The 20069-nt window shown below is 22.8% G+C and carries 12 protein-coding genes, 2 tRNA genes and 1 pseudogene; 7 read left to right on the forward strand and 8 right to left on the reverse strand.

Annotated features, from left to right (window positions below):
• Window positions 1-37: 37 nt before the first annotated feature.
• The 4 genes from FEF22_RS00215 to rpsT form a co-directional block, all read right to left on the reverse strand.
• A complete protein-coding gene (locus FEF22_RS00215) occupies window positions 38-937 on the reverse strand; it encodes an RluA family pseudouridine synthase (protein ID WP_138107782.1) in 900 nt (299 codons plus the stop codon).
• 159 nt (window positions 938-1096) lie between these two features.
• Window positions 1097-3109 carry an ATP-dependent zinc metalloprotease FtsH gene (ftsH, locus tag FEF22_RS00220; protein ID WP_210352257.1) on the reverse strand — a complete coding sequence of 671 codons (2013 nt, stop codon included), beginning with the start codon at window positions 3107-3109 and terminating at the stop codon, window positions 1097-1099.
• Between the two features lie 92 nt (window positions 3110-3201).
• On the reverse strand, window positions 3202-4479 hold the full coding sequence (gene serS, locus FEF22_RS00225) for a serine--tRNA ligase (RefSeq protein WP_138107783.1): 1278 nt from the start codon (window positions 4477-4479) through the stop codon (window positions 3202-3204).
• A 120-nt stretch (window positions 4480-4599) separates the two neighbouring features.
• A complete protein-coding gene (gene rpsT / locus FEF22_RS00230; RefSeq protein WP_138107784.1) occupies window positions 4600-4875 on the reverse strand; it encodes a 30S ribosomal protein S20 in 276 nt (91 codons plus the stop codon).
• Window positions 4876-5689: 814 nt separating this feature from the next.
• Between rpsT and FEF22_RS00235 the strand changes: the two genes are divergently transcribed.
• The 3 genes from FEF22_RS00235 to nrdF are packed head-to-tail and all read left to right on the forward strand — an operon-like array spanning window position 5690 to window position 8507.
• Window positions 5690-6367 (forward strand): CDP-alcohol phosphatidyltransferase family protein, encoded by a 678-nt coding sequence (locus FEF22_RS00235; RefSeq protein ID WP_138107785.1) that lies wholly within the window; start codon window positions 5690-5692, stop codon window positions 6365-6367.
• A 53-nt stretch (window positions 6368-6420) separates the two neighbouring features.
• A complete protein-coding gene (recA, locus tag FEF22_RS00240) occupies window positions 6421-7437 on the forward strand; it encodes a recombinase RecA (RefSeq protein ID WP_138107786.1) in 1017 nt (338 codons plus the stop codon).
• A 23-nt stretch (window positions 7438-7460) separates the two neighbouring features.
• Window positions 7461-8507 carry a class 1b ribonucleoside-diphosphate reductase subunit beta gene (gene nrdF / locus FEF22_RS00245; RefSeq protein ID WP_138107787.1) on the forward strand — a complete coding sequence of 349 codons (1047 nt, stop codon included), beginning with the start codon at window positions 7461-7463 and terminating at the stop codon, window positions 8505-8507.
• Window positions 8508-8594: 87 nt separating this feature from the next.
• Here nrdF and FEF22_RS00250 read toward each other — a convergent pair.
• From FEF22_RS00250 to FEF22_RS00260, 3 genes are all read right to left on the reverse strand, one after another.
• A tRNA-Trp gene (locus FEF22_RS00250) sits at window positions 8595-8668 on the reverse strand.
• Between the two features lie 1053 nt (window positions 8669-9721).
• Window positions 9722-9919: a hypothetical protein gene (locus FEF22_RS00255; RefSeq protein WP_138107788.1), complete on the reverse strand. Its 198-nt coding sequence runs from the start codon at window positions 9917-9919 to the stop codon at window positions 9722-9724.
• Between the two features lie 4245 nt (window positions 9920-14164).
• Window positions 14165-14240, reverse strand: a tRNA-Glu gene (locus FEF22_RS00260).
• Window positions 14241-15876: 1636 nt separating this feature from the next.
• Between FEF22_RS00260 and FEF22_RS02225 the strand changes: the two genes are divergently transcribed.
• From FEF22_RS02225 to FEF22_RS00275, 4 genes and pseudogenes are all read left to right on the forward strand, one after another.
• A complete protein-coding gene (locus FEF22_RS02225) occupies window positions 15877-16011 on the forward strand; it encodes a hypothetical protein (protein ID WP_282595952.1) in 135 nt (44 codons plus the stop codon).
• Between the two features lie 63 nt (window positions 16012-16074).
• Window positions 16075-16272 (forward strand): annotated as a pseudogene (locus FEF22_RS00265) (NAD-dependent malic enzyme); the annotation flags it as partial.
• A 783-nt stretch (window positions 16273-17055) separates the two neighbouring features.
• Window positions 17056-17634, forward strand: a complete 579-nt coding sequence (locus FEF22_RS00270; RefSeq protein WP_308699395.1) for a hypothetical protein — start codon at window positions 17056-17058, stop codon at window positions 17632-17634.
• Window positions 17635-17652: 18 nt separating this feature from the next.
• Window positions 17653-18600: an HD domain-containing protein gene (locus tag FEF22_RS00275; protein ID WP_138107789.1), complete on the forward strand. Its 948-nt coding sequence runs from the start codon at window positions 17653-17655 to the stop codon at window positions 18598-18600.
• Between the two features lie 14 nt (window positions 18601-18614).
• Here FEF22_RS00275 and FEF22_RS00280 read toward each other — a convergent pair whose 3' ends face one another.
• Window positions 18615-19829, reverse strand: coding sequence for an ATP-binding cassette domain-containing protein (locus FEF22_RS00280; protein WP_308699396.1), 1215 nt, complete (start codon window positions 19827-19829; stop codon window positions 18615-18617).
• Window positions 19830-20069: the final 240 nt, after the last annotated feature.

A 20069-nucleotide genomic window follows, 5' to 3' on the forward strand; every position in this document is an offset into this window, starting at 1 on the left:
TTATAAATATTTTTATATAAAAAAATTTCAAAATTTATTATTTTTTTCTTAATTCTAAGAATTCTAAAAAATCTTTAAAATGAGAAGGAAGAGGTATTTCAAATTGTAAATTTATATTTGTAATAGGGTGTTTAAAAAACAATTTTTTAGCATGCAATAATTGTCTTGTTTTTTCTTTATATTTTTTTCCATATAAAATATCTCCTAAAATAGGATGTTTTAAAAAAGAAAAATGAACTCGAATTTGATGAGTTCTTCCAGTTTCTAATTGTATTTCTAACAAAGAAAAATCATTAAATTTTTTTAAAGTTTTAAAATAAGTAATAGATGGTTTTCCGTTTGAAGAAACAGACATTTTAAGACGGTTATTACAATCTCTTTTTATAGGCAATTCTATTTTTCCTTTATCTGCTAAAAAACCATGAATTAAAGCAAAATAAATTCTTTTGATTTTCCTTTTTTGTATAAGTTTTTGAAGTTTTATAATAACTTCTTCAGTTTTGCCAATAATAATTAAACCGGTAGTATCTTTATCCAAACGATGTACGATTCCAGGCCTATTACCAGATAATTTTCGTAAACTTTTAATTTGATAAAATAAACCATTAATTAAAGTAATTCCTGAATAACTAGGAGAAGGATGAACTATTAAACCATAAGGTTTATTAATAATGGCTAAATATTCATCCTCATAAACAATATCTAATTTAAGATTAACAGGTTCTATAAAATTATTATCAATAACTTCCTTTTGATAAATATTTAATAAATCATTATTTTTCAAAAGATAACTTTTTTTAATTTTTTTTTTATTAACTAAAACCAATCCTGAATTAATCAAAAAATGACATTGATTTCTACTAATATTTAATTTAAAAGATAAAAACAAATCTAAACGTATATTTTGTTCTTTTTCCGTAATAATAATTTCTATCATTATTATGATAATCCTATTTTTTTATTATGATGTTAAAAAATAATTTTAAAAACTATAAATTATTTTCTTTTAAACAAAAATTATAAAAACAAAAATCTTATTTTCATTTTCTTAAAAAACAAAATTCATATTGTAAAAATAAATTAATATTGAATACTATTATTCTAAATCGTTATAATCTTCAATTTCATATTCATTATTATTATTTTTTTCATCAATTCTATTTTGTTCTTTTTCCAAAGAATTATCACAATTTTCTATAATATTTTCATTAATTTCAGAAGATTTTTCTTTTTCTTTATCAAACCATTGAATTTTACCTGTATTATATATTTCATTAATATCTTTTTGAGTAAGAGTTTCAATTTCTAATAAATATTCTACAATTTTAAATAAAAGTTCTTTATTTTCAGAAATAGTTTTTTTAGCTAATTTATAACATTCACTTATAATATTTTGAATAGCTTGATCAATTTCTAAAGCTTTAGGATCTGAAAAATTTTTTTGAAAATGTTGTGAATCTTGAGAAAATTGAGTTAAGCCTACAACACTCATACCAAATTTAGTAACCATCATTCTAGCTATTTCTGTAGCCATTCTAAAATCTTCACTTGCTCCATTAGAAATATCATCTAAAAAAATTTCTTCAGCAGCTCTACCACTTAAACAAACAGCAATTTCAACTAATAATTTCTTTTTAGATAAGAAAAAAGTTTCTTCTTCATCTAACATTAAATTATAACCACCAGAATGACCTCTAGGAATAATAGTTATTTTATGAACTTTTTTAGCATCTGGTAATTTTAAACAAGCAACTGCATGTCCAGCTTCATGAAAAGCAACCATTTTTTTATCTTTTTGAGAATATTTTCTACTTTTTTTAGCAGGTCCTAATAAAATACGATCTAAAGCTTCGCTAATTGTTTTTTTATCAATAACAAACATTTTGTTCCTTGCGGCTAATAAAGCTGCTTCATTTAAAATACCTTCTAACTGAGCACCGCTACAACCAGGAGTTTGTTTTGCTAAATCTTCTAAAATAACATCATCTGCAAGTCTTTTATTCATAGAATGCAATTTTAAAATAGCTTCGCGATCTTTAACACTAGGTAAATTAATTGTAAAACGACGATCAAATCTTCCAGGCCTTAATAAAGCAGGATCTAAAAAATTAGGTTGATTTGTAGCAGCTATAACTATAACTCCTATATTTTGATTATATCCATCTAATTCAATTAATAATTGATTTAAAGTTTGTTCTTGTTCGCTATTACCATAAGTCATACCTCTTTTTCTAGCAACACTCTCTATTTCATCAATAAAAATTATACAAGGAGCATTTTTTTGAGCTGTTTGAAACAAGTTCCTAATACGAGCAGCACCTACACCAACAAACATTTCTACAAATTCAGAACCAGAAACAGCAAAAAAAGGAACTTTGGCTTCTCCAGCTAAAGCCTTAGCTAATAAAGTTTTACCAGTGCCAGGAGGACCAGATAATAATACTCCTTTAGGTATTCTAGCGCCCATATCTGCATACTTTTTAGGATTTTTTAAAAAATCAACTAATTCTTGCATTTCTTCTTTTTCTTCATCAGCACCTGCAATCTGATCAAAAGTTAAGGTAGGTTGATGAGAAATATTTCTTTTTTGATTTGTTTTAGTTTTATCTACAAATTGGTCCATAAATTGTCCTGCTGTAGTTTTTAAAATAGTATAAATATAATAAGCAATAATTATATGAAAACAAAAACGTGCTGCAGTGAATAGAGGATCAAAACCCCAATAAGGATCTTCTGGCTCTAAAACTCCTTCCATTTTATAATAAAGTTTTTTACTTATAATTGTTTCACAAATTTTATTATATAAATTAGAATCTACTAAATTATAAACTTTAGTTTCTGTTATAAAATTATTTTTTTGCGTATAATCAACAAATAAATTATACATTGGTGGAAAAGCAGATATTAAAGTAGGAGTTATTTTAGAAACAACAATGTTTTCTGTATTATTGCCTTCACTCTCTAAATATTGAATAATTTCTAAAGGATTATACGAATTTTTATTTTTATTAAATTTTTCATAAAAAGACATTAATAGTCCAATTAATAAAATAATTAAAATAATATGTACAATGCTTATTTTTTTTAATTTATTTTGTATTTTTTTCATAATTTCTTCCTTGGTGAATATTACCATAAATTATTAAATTAAATTTTTATTTTTTTTATTTAAAATAAAAATAATTTCATAAAAAAAAAATTTCAAATTTTAGATAAATTATTTTTTTTAATAATATCTTTTTTAATATAACTGCGTAAGACTTCAGGAATTGTAATACTTCCATCTGAATTTTGATAATTTTCCATAATAGCAATCATAGTTCTTCCTACAGCTAAAGCAGAACCATTTAAAATATGAACATATCCTTTTTCGCTATTTTTCACAAATTTAATATTTGCGCGTTTAGATTGAAATGTTTCAGAATTACTAATAGAAGCTATTTCACGATATTTATTTTGCCCAGGCAACCAAACTTCAATATCATAAGTTTTAGACATTCCAAATCCTAATTCATCAGCAGATAATTGTAAAACCCTATAAGGTAATTTTAACTTTTTTAAAATATCTTCAGAATCTTCTAACATTTTTTTTAAAAAAATATAAGAATTTTGAGGTTCAACAAATTGAATCAATTCAACCTTATTAAATTGCTTTTGCCTAAATAAACCTCTTGTATTAATTCCAGAAGCAGCTGATTCCTGCCTAAAACAAGTAGTATAACCTACATATTTCAATGGTAATTGTTCAAAAGACAAAACTTCATCACGATGAAAATTAATAATAGGTACTTCTGCAGTAGGATTTAAAAAAAACTTTTGTTTATCAGATAAAAAACTAAAAAGTTCTTCTTTAAATTTAGGTAATTGTCCAGTGGAAAACATAGATTTTTCATTAACAATGAAAGGAGGCAATATTTCTCTATAACCTTTAGTTTTATTTAAATCTATCATGAAATTAATTAAAGATCTTTCTAAAGTAGCTCCCATATCTTTTAAAACAACAAAACGACTACTTGTAATCTTAGCAGCTTTAGGAAAATCTAAAATATCCAATTCCTTACCTAATTCTATATGATTTTTTATTTTAAAATTAAATTTAGGTAGATCTAAATATCTATACACTTCTTTATTTTTTTGAATTTTCAAAATCGATTCATGAGGCAGATTAGGAATTTGGTATAAAATATCATTTATTTTATTGGAAACTATATGTAATTTTTCATCTAATTCTTTTATTTTTTTTTTTGAATCTTTTTCTTTTTGCCTTAATTCAGCGGTAAAACTTTCATTTTTAAAATCAGAAAAATTTCTTGATATAATGTTTTTTTTAAATCTTAATTTTTCTATTTCAGAAATTAAATTTTTTCTAGTTGTATTTAAAGGAACAAGATTTCTTATAAAATCAACATTAATTTTTCTTGTTTGAAGTCTTTCTATAACAAAATCAATATTTTGAAGAACAAATTTTAATTCTAACATAAAACAGCCTTTTTTAATTTTTTAGTAAATTTGTATAAAAAAATCTAAAATATTTTTATATTAATATACCTTATAATTTATCAAAGTAAAAAAATTTTAACATTTTATTTTTTTTAAAAATTAATTTTTAAATTGATCCATATTATTAAACAATTTAGTTAAATTAGATTTATTTCTAGATACAAAATTGGAATGATAAATACCTTTACTTAAACTTTTATCTAACTTTTTATTAATAATATTTAAATAAGAAAAAGATTCTTCTTTTGAGCCTGAAATTATCGATTTCTTAAATTTTTTTACAACTGTTTTAATAGAGGATTTAAAAGAAGCATTTTTTAATCTTCTTTTTTCATTAGTTTTATTACGTTTTTTTTGTTTTTTTATATTAGCCATTATCTTTATAACCTTCTCTTTTTATTATTTTTTAATAATTTTTTTTTAAATAAATTTATTATTATTATTTACTTTTTATATTTAATATTTAATTTAAAATTTAACTTTAAAGAAACATTAAAAAAAATTTTTTATTGTAAAATATTATTATATTAATTTTTTTAATTTTTATATATTTTTTTATAAATAAAATAAAAAAACAATAAATAAAATTAATTTATTTTCAATGATTTTTAAAGTTTACATATAGAAAAAAAATAATATTTTTTGATATATAATTATAACATATTATAACATATTAATTTAATTGTATTTATAAACTTTATTATATAAATAAATTTTTTATAAAATTTTTTTAGTTCAAAATATTGTTATTTTGTTAATCTTTTTATAAATTAATTTTTGCACTAACACCATAAATGTTATAATAATACTACAGTTGGTTTATTTTATAATTAATATTTTAGAAACTTTGAAAAATATTAAAAAAATTATGTTTTTATATATATTTTATTATTTTTTTTTTTTTTGAATTTGTTGAAAAAATAAAAAAATATAAATTTATATATAAATTTATATATGCAATTGTATAATTCTATATACTTAAAAAATTATTGTTTAAAAAATTCTATTTTCTATGTTTAATATATTATTAAAAAATATTAATTTCAAAAAAATAATAAAAAACTGAAAAAATAATTAAAAATATAATTATAAAAAATGATAAATAATATTTATTTTATTTATTAATTTAAAAAATATTATTTCTAAAAAAATTATATAAAAACAATAATTATGAAAGAAAATCAAAAATATGAAAAAATTAATAAAAATATCAGCAAATTTAATTACTATTTTTAGAATTTTTTTAGTTTTTTGTTTGTTACCATTTTTATATCTTAAATATGAAAAAAAAATAACAAATGATTTAAATGCTTTTAAATTATTTAAATTTTGGTTTGCAATGATTTTTATTTTAGCATCAATAACAGATTTTTTAGATGGCTATATTGCAAAAAAATTCAAACAACAAACTATTTTCGGAAAATTTTTCGATCCAATAGCCGATAAACTACTAGTGATTATTTCCTTTTTTTATTTATATATATTATGCAAAAACAAAGTTTTATTAAATGATTATAAAAATAACAAAAATTTAGAATATTTTATTATTAGCGTTTTAATTGTTAATATAATTAGAGATTTTTTAATAATGGGTGTTCGTTTGATAGCTTTTGAACAAAAAAATATTATTTCTGCTTCTTTTCTAGGAAAAACAAAAACCTTTTTTACTTTTTTTTCAATAATTTTATTACTATTCGCAGATACGATAGAAAAATATTCTAATAATATAATGTTTTTTCAAATAAACATAATGAATATATTAAAATTCTTTTTAACAATGAATATTATTTTAATTATAATTTCAGGATTAGAATACATTATGAAAAACTTTAAAATTATTTTAATTAATTTATATAAAAAAAAATAAAATAAAAAACTATAAAATTTAATTACAAAGGAATTTAAAAAAAATAAAAAATAATGAATAATGAAATAAATCAAAATATTTTAGAAGAAACATTAAAAGATATTGAAAAACGTTTTGGTAAAGGAAGCATTATGAAATTAAATTCGAAAAACATAAACCCAATACAAGTTATTTCTACAGGTTCTTTAAATTTAGATATAGCATTAGAAATAGGAGGAATACCTAAAGGCAGAATTATTGAAATTTTTGGGCCTGAAAGTTCAGGAAAAACAACACTTGCATTGCACATGATAGCAGAAGCACAAAAATCAGGTGGAAATGTAGCATTTATAGATGTAGAAAATGCTCTAGACCCTAATTATGCTAAAAAAATTGGAGTTAATTTAGATAACTTTATAATTTCCCAACCCGATTCAGGAGAAAAAGCTTTAGATATAGTAGAACAATTAATTAAAAGCGGAATTATGAGTTTAATAGTAGTAGATTCAGTAGCAGCTTTAACGCCTGAAGCTGAACTAAAAGGAGAAATTGGAGATTCTTTTATGGGTTTACATGCTAGAATGATGGGACAAGCAATGAGAAAACAATCTACTATAATTTCTAAAACTAATACAATTGTTATATATATAAACCAATTAAGAGAAAAAGTTGGCTTAGTTTATGGAAACCCAGAAATAACTCCAGGAGGAAAAGCACTAAAATATTTTTCTTCTCTAAGATTAGATATTAGAAAAACAGAATTTTTAAAAGAAGAAAATAAAATTATAGGTTTTAAATCTAATGTTAAAATAGTAAAATCAAAAGTTTCATCACCTTTTAAAATAGCTAGTTTAGAAATAATATACGGAGAAGGAATTTCAAAAACAGGAGAAATATTAGATTTATCTGTTGAATTAGATCTAATACAAAAAAATGGTTCTTGGTATAATTATAAAGATAAAAAAATAGGTCAAGGTAGAGAAAAAATTAAAGATTTTTTAATTCAAAACCCAGAAATATTAGAAGATTTAAAAAATAAAATAAAAAATTATAATAACAAAAAACATAATAATTTAAATAATTTAATTTAAAAAAATAAAAAGGGGTTGTAAAAATGAAAAATAATAAAAAAACATTATATGATGGAGCTAATTGGAATAAATTAGAAGATAGTTATACACAACATTTTTACGAACAAAATTTAAGCCAGTTTTGGCGTCCTGAAGATATTAGTCTGCAAAGCGATTTAAACATATGGAATAATTTATCTCCACAAGAAAAAAAATCTTATTCAAGAAATCTTTTAGTTTTAACTTTTTTAGACACATATCAAGGAGATATAGGAATGCCAGTTATTCTGCGTTCTTGTTTGCCGCACGAACATCAAAAAAAAGCTACTTTAAATTTTATGGGAGCAATGGAAAATGCAGTTCATGCGAAAAGCTATTCAAATATATTTACAACTTTTTTAAATAAAAAAGAAATTGAAAAATTATTTTTATGGGGAGAAAAACAAAAAAATATTCAAAATATATTGAATTATATTGTAGAAATATATGAACAATTAGACAAAAATATTATAATAATGAAAAAAAATCAAGATAATATTTTTGATAATGATTTATTTAATCAAATAAAATGGAAAAGTATGGTAGCATCTGTTTTTTTAGAAACTTGGTTATTTTATAGTGGTTTTTATTATCCACTATATTTTTATGGTATAGGAATGTTAATGCAAGCCGGAGAAATAATTAATCTTATTATAAGAGATGAATCAGTACACGGATTATATATAGCAAGATTAGCTAAAGAGTTATATTATAATTTTGATGAAAAAACTAAAAATAATTTAAAAAATTGGATGAATAAATTTTTAGACAAACTATATCATGAACAAAAAGAATTAACTTTTGTTTTATACAATGAAGTGAATTTAGTAAAAGATGTAGAGATTTTTGTTCGTTATAACGCTAATAAAGCATTAATGAATTTAGGTTTTGAACAAAAATTTCCAAAAGAAAAAATAAACCCTGTAATAATTAACGGCTTAAATACAGAAACTAAAACAATGGATAATTTTTCCATGAAAGGTAACGGTTATCAAAAAATGAAATCAGAAAGCTTAAAAGATGAAGATTTTGATTTCTTTATTAAAAAATAAATTATAAATAAAAAAAGAAAGTTTGTTATAAACTTTCTTTTTTATTTATAATTTATTAATAATTTAAATAATTTAAAAAATTATAAATGGCAGGGATATCAGGATTTGAACCCGAACAAGCGGTTTTGGAGACCGTTATGCTGCCGTTACATCATATCCCCTTTTTTTTTATATACTTATTTTATAATATTAAAAAAAAATATATAAAAATGTTACGGGATGGTACGGGTGACAGGACTTGAACCTGCACGCTTTAAAGCGCTAGAATGTGGATAGAAATATTGCGCCTTAATAATTACTTACTAGGTTTCAATAAGCCCCCACCCAAACCGTACAGGCATGTCTCCATGCATACGGCTTTCCAAGTTCAACTCTTAAAATTCATCACTCTTTAATTGTTTAGATATAACATAATCTAATGGACAAATAATATTAGTTTGTAAAATAGATTACATAATTAAAACAATATAATTTATATTATTTTGTTTCGTCTCTCTGCCTTCCTTCGCCTTGTAAATGGTTTTCCCATTTTCCCTGATAGGTCATTACTCCTATGACTACTATGTTGGCTCTGTAACCATGACCCTATTCAATTTCTTAATAAAAATATAGATTAAACTGATGTCTTATTGTTTAATCATGGGTTTTAGGTCTTCCTAGGTAGCTATAAATTATAGGTTAATGATAAATAGCGGTTGGAGTCTTATGATAGATAATTATTTTGAATTATTTTATTTATAAAAAATAATTAATTTTGAAACTATCTTGGACAAGATCATGTATATTTTAAAAAATAAATTAAATTATTTTTTACTTTTTGATAATTATAAATAATTTAGGATAATTAATATTTATAAAAGATCTATATTGTTATATATATAATTTTAATATTAATAAAAAAATATAAAAACAATGCACTAGAATTTCTTCCATTCTCAGCTCTTCACTAATGTTCAACCTTATTTTATCTTACTCTTGCGAAAACCAAAGAAAACAATTAATTAAATTGTTAATGATTTTAATCTTTATCATCGCTTTACGAATATGCTATTTTCCTATTTATTCTTTCGAACTCTAGTTAATTCGTTGAGTTTTCCTATTATCATAAGGAATGAGGATACCTTAATTTCCTCTATAATTTATGCTCGAACTAGCGCCCTCCTAAATCTAGTGCGTCTTCCGTTCCGCCACACCCGCTTTTTTTAAATAAAAATTTAAATAAAAAATTTAAATAAAAATAAATAAATATTATAATTAAAAATATAAATTATAAAAATTTTAAATTTCAAAAATAAATTTGGCAGACCCAGCTGGATTTGAATCGGGATAGAATTATTGCACTTTACTGTTTTTAATACAGAATTATCACAATTAAGCCCCCCACACCACCGAACAAGCAAGTTTCCAAGCATTCGGCGGTTAAATTAATCGTTTTTTATTTGGCTTTCTTTTATTAAATAAATAAATTTTTTATTTTTACATTAAGATTCTTTTTTTACAAAAAAGAAAATATTTTTTTATTATGAAAAAATACAAAAAATTAAATATGAAAAAATTTTTATTTAAATTTGTATTTAATATTCAATTATCAATATAAATTGATTATTTAATAAAAAATATCAAAATTTTAATTTAAAAACGATTAAAATTTCCTCTTTCGCCTTGTAAAGGTTGTTATCCTTCGCCTCGGTGAGTCAGTCCACTTCTTTCTTCCAAAAGAAACTTTTAATTACTCACGACTACTATGATTCTGCTTTTTCCTTGCTTAAAAAATTAACTTTTTTTATAAACAAATAAGTAAATAAAAATAAATTTAAATTATTTAAGTTTAGGAAGATGAAAGTTACTCTAATATTTACCATATTGATTTTTAGGTGAGATAACCAAAAATATTTTTTTTATATATACATATAAAAATACAATTATTTTAGGTAGATACTAAGTTTTTTATTAAGATAATATTATGATTCGTAGGTTAAAAATCATAATCACTTAGCATAATAGATTAAATTATATTAGTTTCTATTAGTTTTTATTAACTCTTTTATTTCTCTTAGCCACTTTTCAGAGGTTATCCATAAATCAAATTCAATTTGCAAGAATTCTTAGATTTAACTAATTTTTAACCCGTTTCTCGCTTTTATAATCTGCTATAATTATTTTTTCTTTCGTTAAAATAACCGATTATATATTGCCACAAATTATCGTTGTGTATGAATGGTTAATTCACTCAATATTAGGCATCTTTTTCGCCCACCAACGAATGACGGAGTCAAAGTCCGTTGCCTTACCGCTTGGCTATGGGCCTATTTTTTTTAAAATTTTATATAAATATTTTTATTATTTTTATTTATAAAAAAATGAAAATATTAAAAAATATTAATTAAAAAGTTACATTTATATTAAATCAAAAAAATACTTAATTTTATATAATTATTTGGGGCGGTTAATGGATCGAGATAGAATTAGACCGTTTTTCTATTTACTAGATATTAACCTAAGCCCCTCACACCACCGAACAAGCAAGTTTCCAAGCATTCGGCGGTTAAAAAAGTTTTTTGCTAAAAACTTCTTTTTCCTCTTTCGCCTTGTAAAGGTTATTAACCTTTGCCTTGGTGAGTCAGTCCACTTCTTTATTCCAAAAGAAGCTTTGAATTACTCACGACTACTATGATTTTGCTTTTTCCTTACTTCCACAGACTATTCTGTGTTTTTTTTTAGAGAATTTTTTTCTCTAAGAGAAGTTTAGGAAGATCGAAGTTACTCTAATTATCTACGCGACTCATTTAGGTATGCAGACCTTTATAATTAATTCTTCAATCTATATAACATTGAAGAATAAAGTTTAAGGTAGGAACGGAATTAGTTTTTTTATAAAAAATTTAAAAACTTTAATATCTTGAAAATTCAATTCCTAATCTTCAAAAAATTCCGAATAAGAGTTTCAATTCATTACTCTTATGTTGAGTTATTACTCCATTTAATTGCATTTAGCCTTTTTTCATAAAGGTTATCCGTGTGAGTCATTCTTCTGGCGTGATCTTATTGGATATGAATTTCTCCTCAATCCGCTTTTATTCTTTGCTGTAACTTTTGATTCTTTCGTTTCAAAAGCCAAGAATACGAAGGAAACACATTATTATATGTTCGTGAATCGTTAAATCACTGATAATTAGGCATCATTTCGCGCCCGAATCGAACCCACATTTCTAGCTTGGAAGGCTAGAGTAATGGCCATTATACTACATTCGCTTGTAATAAAATTTAATAACAAAAAAAATATATTAAAGAAATATGAAAACATAAAAATAATTTAAATTAATTTTAAATGGTCGGGAAGACAGGATTTGAATCGAGATAGAATTATTGTGTTTTACTGCTCTAGACAGGTTTATTACAATTAAGCCCCTCACACCACCGGACAAGCAAGTTTCCAAGCATCCGGCGGTTAAAATTGGTTATATTGTTTAGTAATTAAATTATTGTTTTTTTTTTTTTTTCTAAAATGAAAATGGTGAAAATTTTCTCGAGAAAATTTTCTTATGTATTATTGAATTTTTTTTATTTGACAATTTTGGCATAAGGTTTTTGTTTATTTGTTTTTTATATTTTGCCAGTTCTTGTCGCTAATTGTTTTTTTGATGAATTTCAATTTTTTGATTTTCATCACTTCATTTTTCATTTTTGACGTTTTTGTCTTTTTTTTATTGGTTTATTACTAGTGATTTTTTTTGTTTAAAGATTAACCAAAATTTTCCTCTTTCGCCTTGTAAATGGTTTTCCCATTCTCCTTGGAAGGTCATTTTATTATTGGTTTCCGCCTATAATTTTGAATTTCCTTCGACTACTATGATTCTGCTTTCTCCTTGCCTCCAAGTTCTCCTTGTTTAATAGATAACCAATAATTTTTTTTGGTTATATGAGGTTTAGGAGGATAGAAGTTACTCTGATATTTACCTTTATGATTTTTAGGTGGGATGGCCATTGTTTTAATTAATAGTTGTTAATAAGAGTTGTTATTCAAACATATATAAGAGTTAATGTTTACTATTAAATAGGCTTACCTTTTTAGAATGGCAGGTTCCTAGGTTTTATTTTGATAATACTATAAAATACAGGTTAAGTTTTATAGTTTCCTAGGTTGATAGATATTTGTAGTTTTCTATCAGTTGAGGTATTACTCCGTTTTATTCCCTTAGCTCCGTTTCAGAAGTTATCCATAAATCATTTCAATTTGCAGATTTCGACTAGACTAAACTACTTTGTCCGTTCTCCGCTTTTACAATCTGCTATAACTGTCTTTTCTTTCGTCAAGGCAGCCGATTGTACATTGTCACAGATTATCTTTCTGTGTGTGATTGGTGAATTTCACTAAATATCAGGCATCTTTCTCGCCCACCCGCGACCTCCTGGTCCCAAACCAGGCGCTATACCAAGCTAAGCTACTTCCCGTTTTTTTAAAGAAAAAAATAAAGTAAAAAAATTTTTTATATTAAATATAATAATTAATTTAATTTGATTTAAATTTTAATAATATTTTAATTATATTTAATGGCGCACCCAAGAGGATTCGAACCCCTAACCTTCTGAATGTGGATAGAAATATTGCGCCTTAATAATTACTTATTAGGTTTCAATAAGCCCCCACCCAAACCGTACAGGCATGTCTCCATGCATACGGCTTTCCAAGTTCAACTCTTAAAGTTCATCACTCTTTAATTGTTTAGATATAACATAATCTACTGGACAAATAATATTAGTTTGTAAAATAAATTACATACTCAAAACAATATAATTTATATTATTTTGTTTCGTCTCTCTGCCTTCCTTCGCCTTGTAAATGGTTTTCCCATTTTCCCTGATAGGTCATTACTCCTACGACTACTATGTTGGCTCTGCAACCATGACCCTATTCAATTTCTTAATAAATATAGATTAAAACGATGTATTATTGTTTAATCATGGGTTTTAGGTTTTCTTAGGTAACTATAAATGCTAGGTTAATGATAAATAGCGGTTGGAGTCTTATGATAGAAAATTTTATTTTAATTTTTTTATTTTTAAAAAAAATAAAATAAAAAATAAAAATATATTTTTCTGGGAAAAGATGTATGTTAAAAGAAAAAAATTTATTTTCTTCTTTTAAAGATAATTATTATTTATTTACGAATCTAATAAATATAAGCCATCTATCTATATTTTATAGGTAATTTTTTATAGAAATTTTAAATTTTTATTCTCTTTAAGTTTTAAAAATAAAAAATTTAAAAAATTTAAAATCCTATAGTAAATATATTTTTTTGATTTTTTACCCTTTTCAGCTCTTAGCTAATTATTAAATTATTTTTATTTAACAATTATTTTTGTTCAACCTTGTTTTATCTTTGTCTCGCAGCTCTCTTTGAAAAAAATAAAATGATATTTTTTATTATATTTTATTTTCTTTGCTACTTTACGAATATGCTATTTTCCCTTATATTCTTTCGAATTCTGGTTAATTCGTTGATTACTTTTATTATCTCAAAAAGTGAGTTACCTGAACTCTCTATCATTTACGTTCGAACTAACGCCCTCCGTAGTCAGATGCTCTATCCAATTAAGCTATGGATGCTTGCATTAATTAATAAGAATAAAATTAAAATTTTTAATAAATAAAATGGTGACCCGTACGGGATTCGAACCCGTGAATGCATGCGTGAAAGGCATGTGAGTTAACCGTTTCTCCAACGGGCCTTTTTAATTATTTTACCTACTTACATATATTATATATATAAATATCAAAATAAAATTTATGTCTTGTATCTTTGACTTTTTTAATATTTAAATTTTTTTTATTTTAGAATGTTAAATTTAAAATAAATTATAAATTAATAAGCTATTAATAAAAATTTTTATTAGAAAAAAAATATAAAATATATAAAATATAATAACATTTTTTTATTTTATTTAATTATTAATTAATTAAAATTTTAAATTTTTTCTAAAATAAGAAAGAAACCTTTTATGATTTTAACAATATTTATAATTAAAGTCAATAAAATATTTAAAATATAAAATTTTTTTATTGATAATTTTTTAAAAAAAGTAATTTTTAAATTTTAATTTTTTTGTTTATATAAAAAAATAAATATTTTTAACGCTAATTCTTTAAAATAAATTTTTAAAAAAATAAATTTTATATTTTTTTGAAAATTTATTTAAAAAAAAAATATAAAGAGCTATAATATTAAACGGCGATTATTTTTAACAATTATATTAATTTAATTCTAAAAAATTTTCATATCTATATTGAAAAATAAAATAAATATATAAAATATTTATATTTGATTATATATATGATTATGATTATAATTTAATTTTATAGTTTAGTATATTTTGTTAAATTATAATTGCATTAATTATTTTTTTAAAAATAATTTTTAATATTTTTAATCTTTTAATAATTTTAAAATAGAATATAATTTTTAATTATTAAATCTATTTAATTACTTTAAAATTTATTTTTTTTAATTAATTTTTGCAATTTTTTTAAATCAAATTGAAAAATTTTTAAAATTTAAAAAAAAATTATAAGATATAATTTTTTATTTCTTATAACTTATATGTATATATGTATAAATAAATAAAATAAGAATAAAGAAAAACAAAAAATTATTAATTATTAATTAACTTATAATTGAAAATAATATGAATATGGGCGCGAAATGATGCCTAATTATTAGTGATTTCACGCATCACGAACATAATGATAATGTGTTCCTTCGTATTCTTGGCTTTTGAAACGAAAGAATGAAAAGTTACAGCAAAGAATAAAAGCGGGTTGAGGAAAAAATTCATATCCAATAAGATCACGCCAGAAGAATGGCTAATATGGATAACCTTTATGAAAAAAAAGGCTAAATGCAATTAAATGGATTGATTATATAATTTTTAACTTATATTTAAATAATTAAATGTTAAATGTTAAAATTTATTAATCTAAAAAGTATTTGAAGAATTAAATATTTGTTTTTCAAAATTATCAGTGTTTTTTAAAAAAAAAATAACATATAAACTTTAATCTACCTTTTTTATTTAATAAATTTTGTTTTTCTATGTTATATAGATAGAAGAATAAATTACAAATTACAAAGGTCTGCATACCTAAAATAGTCACGCGTAGATAATTAGAGTAACTTCGATCTTCCTAAACTTCTCTTAGAGAAAAAAATTCTCTGAAAAAAAACACAGAATAGTCTGTGGAAGCAAGGAAAAAGCAGAATCATAGTAGTCGTGAGTAATTCAAAGCTTCTTTTGGAAGAAAGAAGTGGACTGACTCACCAAGGCAAAGGATAATAACCTTTACAAGGCGAAAGAGGAAAAAGAAGTTTTGAGAAAAAACTTGTTTAACCGCCGAATGCTTGGAAACTTGCTTGTTCGGTGGTGTGAGGGGCTTAGAATAATATCTAGTAATATAGAAAAACGGTCTAATTCTATCTCGATAAATATTATATTAAATTCATGATATCTTATATAAACATATTATTAATATTTAACTAAATTAAAAAGGAGTTTTGTGATACTACAAATGGATGTTAAACAAAAAGCATTACAGATTCATGAAAAATACAAAGGAAAATTAGAGGTAAAAGCTAAAATCGATATAAAAAGTCCTGAAGATTTATCTTTGGTTTATACTCCTGGAGTTGCAGAACCTTGTATCAAAATCAGCCAAAATCCTGAAGATGTTTATAAATATACTACAAAAGGAAATACTGTAGCAGTAAGGGCGCGAAATGATGCCTAATTATTAGTGATTTCACGCATCACGAACATAATGATAATGTGTTCCTTCATATTCTTGGCTTTTGAAACGAAAGAATGAAAAGTTACAGCAAAGAATAAAAGCGGATTGAGGAGAAATTCATATCCAATAAGATTACGCTAGAAGAATGACTCACATGGATAACCTTTATCGAAAAAGGCTAAATGCAATAAACGGGGTAATGATGCTACTGAACAGAAATGAATTGTGACTGTTCATCAAAGTTATTTGAAAAAATAAAAGTTACAATTTTCAAAATTATCAATGTTTTTAAAAAACATCATAGGTTAGTATTAACCTAACTTTGAACTTACCTTTACTTTATATATTATATAAATGAACTTACTCTTTCATGTTATATAGATGTAAGAATAAATTATAAAAAGGTCTGCATGCCTAAATGAGTCGCGTAAATAATTAGAGTAACTTCGATCTTCCTAAACTTCTCTTAGAGAAAAAAATTCTCTGAAAAAAAACACAGAATAGTCTGTGGAAGCAAGGAAAAAGCAGAATCATAGTAGTCGTGAGTAATACAAAGCTTCTTTTGGAAGAAAGAAGTGGACTGACTCACCAAGGCAAAGGGTAATAACCTTTACAAGGCGAAAGAGGAAAAAGAAGTTTTGAGAAAAAACTTGTTTAACCGCCGAATGCTTGGAAACTTGCTTGTTCGGTGGTGTGAGGGGCTTAGATTAATATCTAGTAAATAGAAAAACGGTCTAATTCTATCTCGATTTTGTTTCCAAAATTAAAGAAGATATTTTACGAAGAGATTTTACTATCAATAGTTTTTTAATGAATGAAAAAGGTTTTATATTTGATTACATGAAAGCATATAAAGACTTAAAAAAAAAACAAATTAAAACTATTGGAAACCCTTATAAAAAATTATCAGAAGACGCATTAAGAATAATAAGAATTTTTTATTTTCAATCTAAATTAAATTTTAAAATAGAAAAAAAAACTGAAAAAGCTCTAAAAGAAAATGCATTTTTATTAAAAAAAATAAAACCTGAACAAATTTTTAAAGAATTTCAAAAAATATTAAAACAACCATACTTTATGAAAGCTTTTTTATCTTTAAAAAATACAAATGCTATTTCTTTTTTAAACATTGGTTTGCAAAAAAGTATTCTTTTTATTATAGAAAATAATTGGCCTATAATAAATGAAGAATTATTTTTCGGTTTATCATTTATTTTAGATTGTAGAATAATAGATTATTTTAATTTTAATAAAAAAAAATATTTAAATAAATATTTTTATTTTAACAAAAAAATAAAATTAAATATTTTTTATAAAAAATATTTTTTAAAAATAAATTAAAAAGAGATTCAAAATATTATGAAATATAAAAACCAAACACAATTGTTTAAAAACAAAACAATAGGCAAAAAATATAAATTAGTAGGAAAAGTAAATAACATAAACCAAGGAGAAAATTTTAAAAATGTTGAAGTTTTATTGCCTGAAAAGTTTGCAATAAATATGAAATTAGACATGAATTCTCAAATTCCTTTTATAGAAAAAATTTATATTTTTGAATTTATTTATACAAAAAAAGATGACAAAAATATTCTTTTATGTCAAAAATTCGAATCAATAGAAAATGTTTTAAATTTGAAAGAAATTTATAAATTTTATTCTTATTTTTTTCAATGTTCACCTATATCATTCGATAATATAGAAAAAAATATAAAAAATTATTTATGCAAAATAGAAAATGAAATATTATATCAAATAACTAATAATTTATTTATAAAAAATAAAAATAAATTTTTGACTATTCCCGCTGCTTTTAAAATGCATCATAACTATTATGGAGGGTTAGGACACCATACAATAACTATGTTAAAATTATCTGAAGTTTTTCTGGAAACATATCCTTTTTTAAACAAAGATTTATTACATTCAGGAATAATTTTACATGATATGGCTAAAATAAAAGAATTCGATTTTGTTAATAAAACTTACACTAAAGAAGGTATTTTATTAGGACATTTAATTTCAGGAGTTAACAATATACACGAAGAAGCTTGTTTATTAGGAATACAAAACACTGAAGAAATATTATCTTTAAAACATTTAATAATTTCTCATCATGGTTTTTTAGAATATGGAGCAGCTAAAAAACCTCAAATAAGTGAAGCTCTTTTATTATGGTTTTTAGATGATATGGATGCTAAATTTAATTCTATTGAAACAAAAATAAAAAAAACAGAAAAAGGAAATTTTTCTGAACCTTTATCTGTTGTAGACAAAAAATGTTTTTATAAACCAAACTTAGAATAAAAATTTTTTACTATTTACTTTAAGATATCTATAGTTTTTTTTCTAAGTAATTGAAATATAGGTAAAATTAAACATAAAAAAGAAAATAAAAAAATTAAGATAAATAAATAACTAGATAATGATAAAATTCTGAAAATCGGAGAAATAAAAAAATATGAAATTTCGAAATGTCTAAATTGTTCTAATATTATTTTTTTTAAAACATCATTATGAATAGAAAATGTAAAAAAATTTACAATAAAATTAGAATCTGAATTTGTTGAATTATAAATATTTAAACTTTTTGACAAAAAAATTAACAAAAATAAAGATAAAATAAAATTTATTAAAGAAAATAAAAAACATTCAACAAGAAAAATTTTAAAAATATTATAATTATTAGATCCTAAACCTTTTAAAATTCCTATTTCTTTTTTCTTTAATCGAATACTTAAAGAAAAATATAAAAGTAATATTAAAAAAGGCAATAAACAAAAAAATATTAAAATTTTTATAAAAAAATCAAAAATTTGTGTTTTAGATACATTAATCATCATTTTAGAAAATAAATGAAAAAATTCTATAGGTACAAAAGAGTTTTTTTCTTGAGAAAAAAAAATAGAACACATAATAGGGAAACCATAAAGACAAGCAAAAATAATAGGCATAAACGTACAAATAAATAACAAAAACAATTTTTTACATTTTAAAATACTTATAGCCATTTTGAAAATTAATTTCATATTTAAAAAACTAAAAATAGAAATAAATTCATCTTTTTCATAATTATTTTCTTTTACCTGAAACATATTATTTGAAATTGAAATTTCTTTTTTTGGTTTCAATGATTCAGTTTTTGTAATTAAATTATCTTCAATAATAGAACCATTTTGTATTTTAATAATTCTATCTGCATATTTGTAAGCTTTATCTTCATCATGTGTAACAATAATCAATAATTTATTTTTAGATATTTTTTTAAATCTATTAAAAATTCTTTTACTTGTATCGCTATCAATATTAGAAGTTGGCTCATCAGCTAAAATAACTTTACTATCTTTAACTAATGCACGAATAATAGATATTCTTTGTTTTTGTCCTCCAGATAATTCATTTATTTTTCTCATTTTAAAAGATTTATCTAAATCCATTTCATTCAATAATGAATCAATTAAATTTTCGTCAATTTGTTTATTTTGTAATTGATAAGATAATTTAATAATCGAGATAGAATTAGACCGTTTTTCTATTTACTAGATATTAATCTAAGCCCCTCACACCACCGAACAAGCAAGTTTCCAAGCATTCGGCGGTTAAACAAGTTTTTTCTCAAAACTTCTTTTTCCTCTTTCGCCTTGTAAAGGTTATTACCCTTTGCCTTGGTGAGTCAGTCCACTTCTTTCTTCCAAAAGAAGCTTTGTATTACTCACGACTACTATGATTCTGCTTTTTCCTTGTTTCCACAGACTATTCTGTGTTTTTTTTCAGAG

The organism is Texas Phoenix palm phytoplasma, from assembly GCF_005774685.2.
In the GTDB taxonomy this organism is placed as follows: domain Bacteria; phylum Bacillota_I; class Bacilli_A; order Acholeplasmatales; family Acholeplasmataceae; genus Phytoplasma.

Bases quoted from the DNA above. Each gene is read 5' to 3' on its own strand.
- FEF22_RS00215 (WP_138107782.1), bottom strand. From the start codon at position 937: ATGATAGAAATTATTATTACGGAAAAAGAACAAAATATACGTTTAGAT.
- ftsH (WP_210352257.1), bottom strand. From the start codon at position 3,109: ATGAAAAAAATACAAAATAAATTAAAAAAAATAAGCATTGTACATATT.
- serS (WP_138107783.1), bottom strand. From the start codon at position 4,479: ATGTTAGAATTAAAATTTGTTCTTCAAAATATTGATTTTGTTATAGAA.
- rpsT (WP_138107784.1), bottom strand. From the start codon at position 4,875: ATGGCTAATATAAAAAAACAAAAAAAACGTAATAAAACTAATGAAAAA.
- FEF22_RS00235 (WP_138107785.1), top strand. From the start codon at position 5,690: ATGAAAAAATTAATAAAAATATCAGCAAATTTAATTACTATTTTTAGA.
- recA (WP_138107786.1), top strand. From the start codon at position 6,421: ATGAATAATGAAATAAATCAAAATATTTTAGAAGAAACATTAAAAGAT.
- nrdF (WP_138107787.1), top strand. From the start codon at position 7,461: ATGAAAAATAATAAAAAAACATTATATGATGGAGCTAATTGGAATAAA.
- FEF22_RS00255 (WP_138107788.1), bottom strand. From the start codon at position 9,919: ATGCTTGGAAACTTGCTTGTTCGGTGGTGTGGGGGGCTTAATTGTGAT.
- FEF22_RS00275 (WP_138107789.1), top strand. From the start codon at position 17,653: ATGAAATATAAAAACCAAACACAATTGTTTAAAAACAAAACAATAGGC.